Annotated in this window: 12 protein-coding genes and 1 tRNA gene; 9 read left to right on the forward strand and 4 right to left on the reverse strand. The window is 68.5% G+C overall.

The genetic code is table 11. The features are described from left to right. Positions 1–44: 44 nt before the first annotated feature. Positions 45–947 carry a LysR substrate-binding domain-containing protein gene (locus AC1HFW_RS23320; RefSeq protein WP_225856534.1) on the reverse strand — a complete coding sequence of 301 codons (903 nt, stop codon included), beginning with the start codon at positions 945–947 and terminating at the stop codon, positions 45–47. A gap of 133 nt (positions 948–1,080) precedes the next feature. Here AC1HFW_RS23320 and AC1HFW_RS23325 point away from each other — a divergent pair, with 133 nt between their 5' ends. The 5 genes from AC1HFW_RS23325 (at position 1,081) to AC1HFW_RS23345 (ending at position 7,674) form a co-directional block, all read left to right on the forward strand. After that, on the forward strand, positions 1,081–2,412 hold the full coding sequence (locus AC1HFW_RS23325) for an MFS transporter (protein WP_116521742.1): 1,332 nt from the start codon (positions 1,081–1,083) through the stop codon (positions 2,410–2,412). Continuing rightward, entirely contained in the window at positions 2,412–3,509 is a 1,098-nt protein-coding gene (locus AC1HFW_RS23330) for a M14 family metallopeptidase (RefSeq protein WP_479285323.1), read from the forward strand. Before AC1HFW_RS23325 ends, AC1HFW_RS23330 begins: the two co-directional genes overlap by 1 nt. Before the next feature lie 195 nt (positions 3,510–3,704). Then, positions 3,705–5,720 carry a TonB-dependent receptor domain-containing protein gene (locus AC1HFW_RS23335; RefSeq protein ID WP_479286542.1) on the forward strand — a complete coding sequence of 672 codons (2,016 nt, stop codon included), beginning with the start codon at positions 3,705–3,707 and terminating at the stop codon, positions 5,718–5,720. A 73-nt stretch (positions 5,721–5,793) separates the two neighbouring features. Beyond that, complete coding sequence (gene otnI, locus AC1HFW_RS23340; RefSeq protein WP_479285324.1) at positions 5,794–6,579, forward strand: 2-oxo-tetronate isomerase; 786 nt, start codon at positions 5,794–5,796, stop codon at positions 6,577–6,579. 111 nt (positions 6,580–6,690) lie between these two features. Further along, the gene (locus AC1HFW_RS23345) at positions 6,691–7,674 is read left to right on the forward strand and encodes a Bug family tripartite tricarboxylate transporter substrate binding protein (protein ID WP_479285325.1); all 984 of its coding nucleotides are present in this window, start codon (positions 6,691–6,693) and stop codon (positions 7,672–7,674) included. Between the two features lie 6 nt (positions 7,675–7,680). Here AC1HFW_RS23345 and AC1HFW_RS23350 read toward each other — a convergent pair whose 3' ends face one another. Both AC1HFW_RS23350 and AC1HFW_RS23355 read right to left on the reverse strand, forming a co-directional pair. Then, positions 7,681–8,580 (reverse strand): EamA family transporter, encoded by a 900-nt coding sequence (locus AC1HFW_RS23350; protein WP_116521760.1) that lies wholly within the window; start codon positions 8,578–8,580, stop codon positions 7,681–7,683. 20 nt (positions 8,581–8,600) lie between these two features. Beyond that, the gene (locus AC1HFW_RS23355) at positions 8,601–9,245 is read right to left on the reverse strand and encodes a LysE family translocator (RefSeq protein WP_006391702.1); all 645 of its coding nucleotides are present in this window, start codon (positions 9,243–9,245) and stop codon (positions 8,601–8,603) included. A 193-nt stretch (positions 9,246–9,438) separates the two neighbouring features. On the opposite strand from AC1HFW_RS23355, the gene AC1HFW_RS23360 reads away from it, so the two are divergent. Further along, positions 9,439–9,915, forward strand: a complete 477-nt coding sequence (locus AC1HFW_RS23360) for an Lrp/AsnC family transcriptional regulator (protein WP_006391701.1) — start codon at positions 9,439–9,441, stop codon at positions 9,913–9,915. A 78-nt stretch (positions 9,916–9,993) separates the two neighbouring features. Next, positions 9,994–10,602, forward strand: coding sequence for a LysE family translocator (locus AC1HFW_RS23365; protein WP_006391700.1), 609 nt, complete (start codon positions 9,994–9,996; stop codon positions 10,600–10,602). A gap of 127 nt (positions 10,603–10,729) precedes the next feature. Here the strand turns inward: AC1HFW_RS23365 and AC1HFW_RS23370 are convergent. Beyond that, positions 10,730–10,805, reverse strand: a tRNA-Phe gene (locus AC1HFW_RS23370). 306 nt (positions 10,806–11,111) lie between these two features. Between AC1HFW_RS23370 and hemA the strand changes: the two genes are divergently transcribed. Further along, on the forward strand, positions 11,112–12,386 hold the full coding sequence (gene hemA / locus AC1HFW_RS23375) for a glutamyl-tRNA reductase (RefSeq protein ID WP_006391699.1): 1,275 nt from the start codon (positions 11,112–11,114) through the stop codon (positions 12,384–12,386). An 82-nt stretch (positions 12,387–12,468) separates the two neighbouring features. Then, positions 12,469–13,551 carry a peptide chain release factor 1 gene (gene prfA, locus AC1HFW_RS23380; protein WP_006391698.1) on the forward strand — a complete coding sequence of 361 codons (1,083 nt, stop codon included), beginning with the start codon at positions 12,469–12,471 and terminating at the stop codon, positions 13,549–13,551. The last annotated feature ends 5 nt before the right edge of the window (positions 13,552–13,556 follow it).

Below are 13,556 nucleotides of genomic sequence, written 5' to 3' on the forward strand. Positions count from 1 at the left end.
CGGGACGTGGCTCTGGGACGGGGGGCTCATGATAACCCGCCCGCTCACGCCGCCGCGCGGGCGCGGTTCAGGCAGTCGATGAAAAACTGCGCGGCCGGCGTCGGCGGCGAATCGGCCCGCGTCAGGATCGACACGCGCGCCGCCGGCAGCGGGTGCGCCAGCGGCAGCATGCACAGGGACGACGGCGCCAGCATGCGGTGAAAGCCGTTGCGCACGAAGAATCCCACCGCGTCGCTCTCGGCCAGTATCGCCAGGGCGATGGCGATGGATTGGCACGGAATCACGTCGGTGGGCGGTTGCAGGCCGCGTTCGGCATAGGCCAGGCGCAGCAGGTTGGTGGGCGTCTGCGTGTTGCCCGGCATCAGCCACAGCAGGTCGCGCAGCTCGGCCAGGTCGGTGGCGTGGCGCAAGGGGTGATCGGCGCGGGCGCCGACCGCCAGCGGCAGGGTGAACAGCGTGGTGCGCGCGAAGCCGTCGTAGATGTCGCCGTCGTATTCGGTCTGCACCACCAGGTCGTAGCGGCCGGTCTCGAGCTGCTCGTGGCTGTAGGGCGGCGCGACTTCATGGAAGGCCACCGCCACGCGCGGCATGCGGGCGCGGAAGGCGGCCAGCGCGGCCGGCAGCACCGGCAGCGCCGACGAGCTGACGGCCAGGTTGAGCGTGCCGCCTTCGCCATCGCGCATCTGGTCGATGTCTTCCTGCGCCCGCCGCGCTTCCTGCAGGATCAGCACCGCGCGCTTGTGCAGCGCCTGGCCGTAGGGCGTCAGTTCGACGCCCTTGGCGCTGCGCCGCACCAATTCCGCGCCCAGGCTCTGTTCAAGTTCGCGCAGGCTGCGCGTGGCCGCCGGCTGGGTCACGCACAGGGCGCGGGCAGCGGCGCGGATGCTGCCGTGTTCGGCGATCAGCACGAAGGCGCGCAACTGGCGCAGGTTCATCGGAGCGGGCACGGCGGGATATAAGCAAAAGTCATCGCTGCAGCAAAAATACTGTCTTTTGCGTTTCGCCTGCCATCCGTATATTCACTAGGCACGGCTTCCGGAAACACGGGCCGGCATACAGATCGGACATCAAGGGGAAAAAATGTCTATCGCCATCGCGGCCGGCGCCGGCGCGCGCAGTCTGCATACGCCTTCCATGCGCCGGCGGGTCATCGCCGGCACCACCATCGGCAACGCGCTCGAGTTCTTCGACTTCACCGTATTCACCTTCCTGATGCTGGTCATCGGGCCGCTGTTCTTTCCGGCGGCGTCCAGCTACGGGCAGCTGCTGCTGACCACGGCCACCTTCGGCGTCGGCTTCCTGATGCGGCCGGTGGGCGGCATGCTGATCGGCTCCTACGCCGACCGCCACGGCCGCCGCGCCGCCATGACGCTGACCCTGTGGCTGATGGGCCTGGGCTGTGCGTTGATCGCCGCCGCGCCCACGCATGCGCAGATGGGGCTGCTGGGGCCGGTGATGATGGTGCTGGCGCGGCTGATCCAGGGCTTCGCCGCCGGCGGCGAGGTGGGCGCGTCGACCACGCTGCTGGTCGAGCATGCGCCGCCGTCGCGGCGCGGCTTTTATTCCAGCTGGCAATTCGGCAGCCAGTCGCTCGGGGTGGCGCTGGGCGCCGTGGTGGTGGGCACGCTGACCGCCGCGCTGACCGCCGAGCAGATGCAGGCCTGGGGCTGGCGCGTGCCGTTCGTGATCGGCATCCTGACGGTGCCGGTGGGCGCCTACATCCGCCGCAATCTCGAAGAGACGCTGCATGTCGACGAGCCGGCTGGTGGCCGGCCGCGCGCCGCCGGCCACCAGCCGCTGCGCCGCGTCTTCGCCGAGCACAAGGCCGAGATCGCCAAGGGCATCCTGCTGATGATCGGCGGCATGGTGTGCGCGCAGATCATCGGCTTCTACATGCCGTCTTATGCGCATCGTGAATTGGGCTTGCCGGCGACCTCGACGCTGTCGGCCAGCGTGGTGGTGGGCGCGGTCGGCTTCCTGTTCGCGCCGCTGGTCGGCATGCTGGCCGACCGGGTGGGGCGCAAGCGCGTGATCTTCTGGTCGCGGGTGACGACGGTGGCGGTGCTGCTGCCGTGCTTCCAGTGGCTGGTGGCCGCGCCCAGCAGCACGCGGCTGATGCTGGTGGTGGGGCTGCTGTCGATACTGCTGGCGCTGCAATCCGCGCCGGGCATCACCATGCTGCCCGAACTGTTTCCGAAGGCCGTGCGCACCACGGGCATGTCGGTGGTGTACGGTCTGGGGATTTCCGTCTTCGGCGGCTTCGCCCAGTTCTTCGTGACCTGGCTGCTGCACGTGACCGGCAATCCCATGGCGCCCGCCTGGTACCTGATGGTGGCGGTGGCGCTTTCCACGGTGGTGCTGTTCTGGATACGCGACCGCACCGGCGACGATATCGACAACCAGGAGGCCTGATGCAATCCGCTAGCCCTTACTTTTCCCGCAGCTATGCCCTGGCGCGCGAGCGCTTCACCGCCGCCGCCCGGCCGCTGGCCACGCGGTTCGCGTCCTATCCCATTGCGCCCAGGGGGCGCGAGGGCGAGGACCTGGCCACCGACGTCGCCCTGATCGGCGATGCCGGCGCCACGCGGCTGCTGATCATGACGTCCGCCACCCACGGCGTGGAAGGCTTCTGTGGCTCGGGCTGCCAGCTGGCGTTGCTGGATGACGCCGAGATGCTGGAACGCGCGCGCCAGGCGGGCGTGGCGTTGCTGCTGGTGCATGCGGTGAACCCGCATGGGTTCTCGTGGATCGCGCGCACCGACGAAGGCAATGTCGACTTGAACCGCAACGCGCAGCCGTTCGACGGCCAGCCGCTGCCGGCCAACCCCGGCTATGGACAGATCCATGCTTTGCTGCTGCCGGCGCAATGGCCGCCGTCGGACGCCAACCGGGAACAGATCGCCGCCTATATCGGCGAGCATGGCCTGCCGGCCTTCAAGCAGGCCGTGACGCGCGGCCAGTACACGCACGCCGACGGCCTGTTCTATGGCGGCGACCGCCCGGCCGCGTCGCTGCTGAACCTGCGCCGCATTCTCCAGGAACATGCCGCCGGCTTTGCCCGCATCGGCTGGATCGACGTGCATACCGGCCTGGGGCCGCGCGGGCATGGCGAGAAGATCTACGCGGGACGACGCGACGATGCCGAAGTGGCGCGCGCCTGCCGCTGGTGGGGCGCCGATATCGCCGTCCCGTACCAGGGCACCTCGGCGTCGGTGGACATTACCGGCCATCTGGCCGGGCTGGCCTACCAGGCCTGCCCTGATTCGGAGCCGACGTTGATGGCGCTGGAGTACGGCACGCAGCCGACGGAACGGGTGGTGGACGCGCTGCGCGGCCGCAACTGGCTGCGCGCGCATCCCGACGCGCCGGCGGCATTGCGCGACCAGATCCTGCAGGCCACGCTGGATGCGTTCTATTGCGACGCGCCGGACTGGCATGGCGCGGTGCTGGGACAGAGCCGCGTGGCGGTGCTGCAGGCCTTGCTGGGGCTGGAGGCCGCGGCGGACTGAGGCATCAAGGCCGATCCCCAGGGATCGGCTTGCTTTGTCATCGAAATGTTATATCATCCTTCAGTTATTTGTAATGATATAACATTTGTGAGGGCAAAAATGAAAGGCAAGACGCAGGGAATCCAGGGCCGGCGCGGGGACGCGCCGCGGCGATCGGGCCGGGCGCGGGCGCTCAAGCCGCTGGTCTGCTCGCTGATGCTGGCCGCGCCGGTGGCGCAGGCCGAGACCGAGGCCGACACGTCGCGGTCGCGCACGCTGGCGCCGATCACCGTGTCCGCCAATCCGCTGGGCCTGGACCTGAACAGCACCATGCTGCCGGCCTCCGTGCTGGAAGGCGATGAACTGGTCGAGCGGCGCGCCGGCACGCTGGGCGAAACCCTGAAGAGCCTGCCGGGCGTGAACAGCGATACCTTCGGCGGCGGCGCCAGCCGGCCGGTGATCCGCGGCCAGACCGCGCCCCGCGTCAAGGTGTTGTCCGACGGCTCCGACGTGATGGACGCCTCCGGCATTTCGCCGGACCACGCGGTGACGGTCGAGCCCCTGCTGGCCGAACGCATCGAAGTGCTGCGCGGCCCGGCCACGCTGCTGTATGGCGGCGGCGCGATCGGCGGCGTGGTGAACGTGGTGGACAAGAAGATTCCCACCGCCGTGCCGGAGAAGGGCGTCGAGATGGAAGGCGAATTGCGCGGCGCCACCGGCACCAAGGAACGCGCCGGCGCGATCGGCATCACCGCCGGCGAAGGCCAGTTCGCGGTGCGGGTCGAGGGCATGAAGCGGCGCACCAGCGACTACGACGTGCCCGACTGGCCCGATGGCAAGCTGGCCGGCTCCTACAGCGAATCGACGCAGGGCTCGGTCGGCCTGTCGTGGATCACGCCGCGCGGCTACGTGGGCCTGGCGTTCACGCACCTGGAAAGCAAGTACGGCCTGCCCGGCCACAATCACGAATACGAGGGTTGCCATCCGCATGGCACCCACCTGCACTGCGGCGGCCACGACCACGACCATGGCGACGGCGATCACGAAGATCACGACCATGACCACGCGCATGGCGGCGTGCCCTACGTGAAGCTGCGCAGCGACCGCCTGGACCTGCGCGCCGAGTACCAGGATCCGTTCGCGGGTTTCGAGAAGATCCGCGTGCGCGGCGGCCTGACCGACTACCAGCACGAGGAGATCGAGGGCGGCCAGGTCGGCACCCGCTTCAAGAACAAGGGCTACGACCTGCGTGTCGAGCTGCAGCACAAGCCGATTGCAGGCTGGCGCGGCGTGATCGGCCTGCAGAACGCCTACAGCGACTTCCGCGCCGACGGCGAGGAAGCCTTCCTGCCGCGCAGCCGCACCCGTTCCAACGGCCTGTTCGTGCTGGAGGAATACCAGCTGAACGACTGGCGCTTCGAGCTTGGCGCGCGCCAGGACTGGCAGCGCATCGCGCCCGCCGGCGGCGCGCCGCGCAGCAGCCTGTCGGGCACCTCGCTGTCGGCCGCGGCCATCTGGGACTTCGCGCCGCAGTACTCCGTGGCCCTGTCGCTGTCGCGCTCGCAACGCCTGCCGACCGCGCAGGAGCTGTACGCCGACGGCGTGCACCTGGCCACCAACACCTACGAACTGGGCAATACCGGCCTGGGCCGCGAGACCTCGCGCAACATCGACCTGACCCTGCGCAAGCATTCGGGCGACACGACGTTCTCGGCCAGCGTGTTCCACAACAAGGTCAAGAACTACATCTACGCCGACACGCTGGACCGCTACGAGGACTTCCGCCTGATCGAGTACACGCAGCGCGACGCCGAGTTCACGGGCGTGGAAGGCGAGCTGCGCCACCAGTTCACGCCGGTGTTCTCGGCGGCGGTGTTCGGCGACTACGTGCGCGGCAAGCTGACCGGCGGCGATGGCAACCTGCCGCGCATTCCGGCGGCGCGCGCGGGTTTGCGCGGCAACGTGAAATGGCAGCAGTGGTCGGGCGGCGTCGAGTACGCGCGCGTGTTCTCGCAGAAGGACATCGCCGCGTATGAGAGCAGCACGCCGGGCTACAACCTGGTCAACGCCGTGGTGGCGTATCGCGGCCGCTACGGCGCGACGGGCTACGAGGTCTACCTGCGCGGCACCAACCTGCTGAACAAGCTGGCCTACAACCACGCTTCGTTCATCTCGTCGGTGGCGCCGCTGCCGGGCCGCAGCGTGATGCTGGGCGTGCGCATGACGTATTGAGGGATCGCGGCGCGGCGGACGCGACGGGCGGATATGCTAATTTCCAGGCATGCCGCCCGCCCCGGAGTCCGCCATGCTGAAGTTCGCCGCCAATCTCTCGATGATGTACACGGAACACGCGTTCCTGGACCGCTACGCGGCCGCCGCGGCCGACGGCTTCGCGGGCGTGGAATGCATGTTTCCCTACGAGGCGCCGGCCGCGTTCGTGCGTGAGCGCATGGATGCCGCCGGGGTGTCGCAAGTCCTGTTCAACGCGCCGCCGGGCGTGGCCTCGCGCGGCGAGCGCGGGCTGGCCGCGCTGCCGGATCGCCAGGACGAATTCCGCGCCGGCATCGAGCAGGCGCTGGGCTACGCCACGGTGCTGGCCTGCGCGCAGATCCACGTGATGGCGGGCCTGGCGCCCGAGGGCGTCACGCGCGCACAGATGCTGGACTGCTACCGCGAGAACCTCGACTGGGCCGCGCGCCAGGCGCGTTCCGCCGGCGTGACGCTGCTGATCGAACCCATCAACACCCGCGATATCCCGGGCTACTTCCTGAACCGTCAGGACGAGGCGCACCAGGTGGTGCAGGCGGTCAATGCGCCCAACCTGAAAGTGCAGATGGACCTGTACCACTGCCAGATCGTCGAGGGCGATGTCACCGCCAAGCTGCGCCAGTACCTGCCCACCGGGCGGGTCGGACACCTGCAGATCGCCGGCGTGCCGCTGCGGCAGGAGCCCGACCGCGGCGAACTGGACTACGGCTGGGTCTTCTCGGTGCTGCGCGAGCTGGACTACAACGGCTGGATCGGCTGCGAGTACTGTCCGGCCGCCGGCACCTCGGCCGGCCTGCGCTGGCTGGCCGCGGCCCGCGGCTGATGCCGCGCCGTCCCGATGCCGCGTCCATGATCGTCTCCGCGGTCCTGCTCGCCGGGTGCCGAAAATATAGTTAATATGTTAATTAAATTCAAAATACCAGGAGACAACCCCATGTCCAGAAGAGGCTTCATCCGCCGCGCGCTGGGAACCGTGGCCGTGGCGGCGCTCGCCGCGCAGGCCGCGCCCGCGCTGGCCGGCGAATTCCCCGAGCATCCCATCCGCTGGCTGGTGCCGTTCAGCGCCGGCGGCGGCAGCGACCTGGCCACCCGCATCGTGGCCAAGCACGTGAGCCAGGCGCTGGGCCAGCCCGTGGTGGTGGAGAACCGCCCGGGCGCCGCCACCATCGTCGCCGCCCAGGAAACCGCGCGCGCCGCACCCGACGGCTACACGCTGATGACCGCCGGCATGAGCACGCTGTCGCTCAACCCGTGGCTCTACAAGCAGCTGCCGTATGACCCGTGGAAGGACCTGAAGCCGGTCTCGACGCTGGTGGCGTTGCCGATCGTGCTGGTGGCTTCGCCGGCCTCCGACCTGAAGAACATGCCGGAAGTGATGGCGTACCTGTCCGACGACAAGAAGGCCAGCTACGCCTCGCTCGGCGTGGGCAGCCCGCACCATCTGGCGATGGAGCTGTTCCTGTCGCAGTTCGGCGGCAAGGCCACCGCGATTCCCTACAAGGGCACGCCGCCGGCGCTGCAGGACGTGGCGGCGGGCGTGGTGCCGCTGATGATGGCCGACCTGGCCGCGGCGCGGCCCTTGATCCAGGCGGGCAAGCTGCGCGCCATCGCGGTGCCGGCGCTGGAGCGTTCGGAACAGTTGCCGGATGTGCCGACCTTCGGCGAGGCCGGCGGCCCGCCGCTGGAGGCCACCGCCTGGCAAGGCGTGGTGGCGCCGGCGCGCACGCCCAAGGCGGTGGTCGACAAGCTCAGCGGCGCGATCCAGGCCGCGTTGAAGTCACCCGACGTGGTCAAGCAGCTCAAGTTGCAGGGCATGGAGCCGATGGGCAGTTCGTCGAACGACTTCTTCGATTACGCGCACCGCGAATACGAGAACTGGGGCGTGGTGATCCGCCAGAAGAATATCTCGGTGGATTGACGGGCCCTAGCCCGCGGCCGCCGCGCGCTTTTGCCGCCGCGCGGTGGCGGCACAGCCGGCCGAGGCGATGATGATGCCGCAGATCGCCAGCCACTGCGTGCCGGACAGGTGCTCGTTCAGCACGATGACGCCGGCCAGCGCGCCCATCGCGGGCTCCATGCTCAGCAGCACGCCGAAGGTCTTTTGCGGCAGGCGGCGCAGCGCCACCATTTCCAGCGAATAGGGCAGGGCGCTGGAAAGGATGCCGACCGCCACGCCGGCCAGGATCAGCTTGGGGTCCAGCAACGCCATGCCGGCGTGGGCCGCGCCCACCGGCAGCGCCACCATGGTGGCCGCCAGCAGGCCCAGCGAGGTGGCCTGTCCGCCGTGCACGTTGCCGGCCATCTTGCCGAAGATGATGTACAGCGCCCAGCACACCGCCGCGCCCAGCGCGTAGCCGATGCCGGCGGGATCGAGGTCGTGCATCGACTGGCCGGTCGGGATCAGCAGCAACAGCCCGGCCAGCGCGCAGGCGATCCAGACGAAGTCGATGGCGCGCCGCGACAGCACCACGGCCAGCGTCAGCGGGCCGGTGAATTCGATGGCGATGGCCACGCCCAGCGGCAGCGTGCGCAGCGCCATGTAGAACAGCAGATTCATGCAGGCCAGCGTCACGCCATACAGCGCGATCTTGGCGGCGTTGCGGGCGGTCAGCGGAAAGCGCCACGGACGCCAGAACGCGATCAGGATGATGGCGCCGATGACGATGCGGTACGCCGTGGTGCCTTGCGCGCCCACCTCGGGAAACAGCGACTTGGCGAACGACGTGCCGATGCACAGCGAAGCCATGGCGCCGATCAGCGACAGCGTCGGCATCAGGGTGGAGGCGGACGTCTCGCGTCCGGAGGGAAGGGTGGCGGCGGTCATGGTGCTGCGTCTGCGCAAAATCAGGGGTTCAAAGTCGAGGCGGTGGAGTAGAGCACATAGAGGGCCAGGCCAAGCATGATCGCGCCCAGCAGGCCCTGCTGCGTGCGCAGGAACCACGGGTTGCGTCCGACCCAGCCGCGGATGCGCGACGCGCCGTAGGCGAAGCAGCTGCCGTAGGGCAGGCTCAGCGCCTTCATGGTCACGCCCAGCACCAGCATCTGGACCCACACCGGACCGTTGTCCGGGGTGGTGAACTGCGGCAGGAAGGCGATCATGAACAGCAGCACCTTCGGATTCAGCAGATTGGTCATGAAGCCCTGCCAGAACGCATCGCGCGCATCGCCGGGCCGCGCGGCCAGCGACACGTCGGCGTCGCGGGCGCAGCGCAGGATGGCCTTGATGCCCAGGTAGCCCAGGTACAGGCCGCCCGCCGCCTTGATCGCCAGGAACAGCGTCGGGAATGCCTGCAGCACCGAGGCCAGTCCTAGCACCACCGCCGGCACCTGGATGAAGCCCGCCGCCACATTGCCCAGTACGCTGTGGAACGCCGGCCGGAATCCCTGGGTCATGCCTCGCGACAGCGTCAGCGCCATGTCCGGGCCAGGGGTGAGTTTCAACGCCGCGTCGGCGGCCAGGAAGAGCAGGAAAAGCTGGAGTGACGGCATGGGAATCGGGCTGCGCCTGGTCGCGAGGGCGGCCAGAGGGTTCCCAGTGTAAGCAAGGCGGCTGATTAATTCCTGCAGCCAGCAGTGCCCAAATGAAGTTTCCCGTCGAATTTGGGGGCAGGTCGTGCGGCGCGCCCGTTTAGAATCGGTCTACAGGCCCGCACGGCCTGGACCGCCGCGGCGCCGAGACCCCATGGAACTAGACGATTTCGACCTTCAGATCCTGCAAAGCCTGCAGGAAGACAACCAGCGCACCAGCCAGGAGGTGGCCGAGCGCGTGAACCTGTCGCCGGTATCGTGCCTGCGCCGCATGAAGCGGCTGCGCGAATCCGGGGTGGTGCTGGGCGATGTGTCGGTGGTGGAGCCGGCGGCGGTGGGGCGCGACATCATGATGGTGGTGCTGGTGTCGCTCGAAAGCGAACGCGCCGACAAGCTCGACACCTTCAAGCGCGCGATGCGCGGCGCGCCGGAAATCATGCAGTGCCTGGCGGTGACGGGCGAAGTGGATTTCGTCGTCACCATGACCGTGCGCGACATGGCCGAGTACGACGACTTCGCGCAGCGCCACTTCTGGGGCGATCCCAACGTCAAGCGTTTTTCGACGCTGGTGGTGATGAACCGCGTCAAGTACGGACTGGCGGTGCCGACGGCGCAGCCGGACGAGGCCTAGCGCGCTGGCCGGCGATTGCGTGGCCCGCGCCGGCGGCGCTAGACTGGCCCCCTTCCCCTTTTTCCGTGTCTCCCCGCCATGGCATTGCATAGCTGGCTCATTTACCTGGTTGCCGTGATCGGTCTGTCGATCACGCCGGGTCCCAACACCTTGCTGGCGCTGACCCACGGCGCGCTGCACGGGCATCGCAAGGCGCTGTGCACCATCGCCGGCGGCGCGGTCGGTTTCATCGCCCTGATTGCCTTGTCGATGCTGGGCATCAGCGCGCTGCTCAAGGCCTGGGGGCCGGCGCTGACGGTGCTGAAGTGGGCCGGCGGCGCCTACCTGATCTGGCTCGGCATCCAGTTGTGGCGCTCGCCCGGCGTGCAGCTGCGGCCGGCGCCCGACATGCCGCGCCTGCGCGGCACCCGCATGTTCAGCCAGGGTTTCCTGTCGGCGATCGCCAATCCCAAGGCGCTGCTGTTCTACGGCGCCTTCCTGCCGCAGTTCATCGATCCGGCCCGCAGCCTGTTCACGCAATTCCTGATCATGGCCGCGACCTTCGTCGCCATCGAGTTCGTGGTGGAGTACGTGCTGGCGCGCCTGGCGCACCGCGTGCGGCCGTGGCTGGAGCGCGCGGGCCGGCGCTTCAACAAGGTGTGCGGGGGATTGTTCGCGGCGATGGGGGTGGCGCTGCCGGGGTCGTGACGCCGTGGCGTTGATTCCGATGCCGTGACATCCTGGCGCCGCAGATCGTGGCGCCGGAAATTCAGCGCCAGGCATTCCCGCGCCACAATGCAAAAGCCCGACTCCAAGGAGCCGGGCTTTTTAATTCTGGTGGCCTGGGGCGGAATCGAACCACCGACACAAGGATTTTCAATCCTCTGCTCTACCGACTGAGCTACCAGGCCAACGAAGTCCGCAACTATACACAATTTTTTGGACTTGTGCCAGTCGAAGCGAAAAAACTTCAAAGAATTTTCAGGCCGGGACGAGACCGGGACCAGACCAGGATGAAAGCGAGGCGGGCTTCAGCGTCTGTCCGCGATGGCCCTGCGTCGTTGCCGGGGTGCGACGCAGGGTCGCGCCCAGGGCGCCAAATGGCATGGGGATAACCCGCAGGAGTATAATCATGGCCGGTCCGCTGTTACATGCACGCTGCACCGCATGGGCTTTGCGGGGACCACAGCTCTAATACTCACGGCCTTGTCCTTTACATGTCGGTAGCTGTCCTAGCCTTCGGTCTGAATCACACGTCCGCGCCGGTGTCGGTTCGCGAACGCGTGTCCATGCCCGTCGATCTGGTCAAGCCGGCGCTGGAAGGCCTGCGTTCCGCGTTCGGCGGATCGGTGCGCGAAGCCGCCATCCTGTCGACCTGCAACCGCACCGAAATCTATTGCGCCGCCGACGGCCACGTGGCCGACCAGCTGCCCGCCTGGCTGGCCGAGCACAACCGCCTGGACGCCGGCACGCTGCGCCCGCATTTGTACCGCCACCAGCAGGACGACGCCGTGCGCCACGCCTTCCGCGTGGCCAGCGGGCTCGACTCCATGGTGCTGGGCGAAACCCAGATCGTCGGCCAGATGAAGGACGCCGTGCGCGCCGCCGGCGAAGCCGGTTCGCTCGGCACGCTGCTGCACCAGATGTTCCAGCGCACCTTCTCGGTGGCCAAGGAAGTCCGCTCGCAGACCGCCATCGGCGCGCAGTCGGTGTCCATGGCCGCCGCCGCGGTGCGCCTGGCCGAACGCGTGTTCGGCAACCTGGACCAGGCCCGCACGCTGTTCATCGGCGCGGGCGAAATGATCGAACTGTGCGCCACCCACTTTGCCGCGCAGCGTCCGCGCAGCATGGTGGTGGCCAATCGCACGGCCGAACGCGCCGAGTTGCTGGCCAACCGCTTCTCGGCCAGCACCATGAAGCTGTCGGACCTGACCGACCGCCTGTCCGAATTCGACGTGGTCGTCTCCTGTACGGCCAGCTCCCTGCCCATCCTCGGGCTGGGGATGGTGGAACGGGCCACGCGCCTGCGCCGCCACCGCCCCATGGTCATGATCGACCTGGCCGTGCCGCGCGACATCGAACCCGAGGTCGGCCGCCTGGACGACGTCTACCTGTATTCCGTCGATGACCTGGGCCGCCTGGTCCAGACCGGCACCGACGCGCGCCGCGCCGCCGTGGTGCAGGCCGAGGCCATCATCGAAACCCGCGTCCAGGGCTTCATGCACTGGATGCAATCGCGCGAAGTGGTGCCGGTCATCCGCGACCTGCACCAGGCCGCCGAAGACGTCAGCGCCGCCGAACTCGAACGCGCCCGCCGCCTGCTGGCGCGCGGCGAATCGCCTGAGGCCGTGCTCGAGCAGCTGGCCCACGGCCTGACCCAGAAATACCTGCATGGCCCGCTGGCGGCGCTGAACCGCAGCGAGGGCGAGGACCGCAAGCAGCTGCTTGCCTGGATGCCGCGCCTGTTCCCCGGCCGCGACTCGCGCCGTTAGCGGCGCTGCCTCCGCCCCGCCTTGCGGCGGGCGCTCGTCACGGGCGCCCGCCATTCCTGTTTTCCTTTGCTGAATCCCCATCATGAAATCTTCCATGCGCAGCCGGCTGGAGCATCTGTGTCACCGCCTGATCGAGGTGGACGCGCTGCTCGCCGAACCGGAAACCGCGTCCGACATGGACCGCTTTCGCAAGCTGTCGCGCGAGCGCGCCGAGCTGGAGCCGGTGGTCGAGGCGTTCACCGCCTTCGTGCGCGGCGAGGAAGACCTGGCGACCGCGCAGGAGATGCTGTCCGATCCCGAACTGAAGGCGATGGCCGAGGACGAGATCAAGAGCGGCCGCGTCAAGCTGGAATCGCTGGAGGCGGCGCTGCAATTGCTGCTGCTGCCGCGCGACCCCAATGACGGCCGCAGCGTGTTCCTGGAAATCCGCGCCGGCACCGGCGGCGACGAAAGCGCGCTGTTCTCGGGCGACCTGCTGCGCATGTACACGCGCTACGCCGAACAGCGCGGCTGGCGCGTCGAGCTGATGTCGGAAAGCGCGTCGGAACTGGGCGGCTACAAGGAAGTGATCGCGCGCATCGAGGGCGACGGCGCCTATGGCCGCCTGAAGTTCGAATCCGGCGCGCACCGCGTGCAGCGCGTGCCCGCCACCGAGGCGCAGGGCCGTATCCATACCTCGGCCTGCACGGTGGCCATCATGGCCGAAGCCGACGCCATGTCGGAGATCGTCATCAACCCGAGCGAGCTGCGCATCGACACCTTCCGCGCCAGCGGCGCCGGCGGCCAGCACATCAACAAGACCGACTCGGCCGTGCGCATCACGCACTTGCCGACCGGGCTGGTGGTGGAATGCCAGGACGACCGTTCGCAGCACCGCAACAAGGACAAGGCCATGCAGGTGCTGGCCGCGCGCCTGAAGGACAAGGAAGTCCGCGAGCGCCAGAGCAAGGAAGCGGCCGAGCGCAAGAGCCTGATCGGCTCCGGCGACCGCTCCGAGCGCATCCGCACCTACAACTTCCCGCAGGGCCGCGTCACCGACCACCGCATCAACCTGACGCTGTACAAGCTGCAGCAGATCATGGAAGGCGACCTGGAAGAGCTGACCGGCGCCCTGATCGCCGAGCACCAGGCCGAGCAGCTGGCGGCGCTGGGCGACGACATCTGATCCGC

The sequence above is a fragment of the Achromobacter sp. ISS7 genome, from assembly GCF_056523125.1.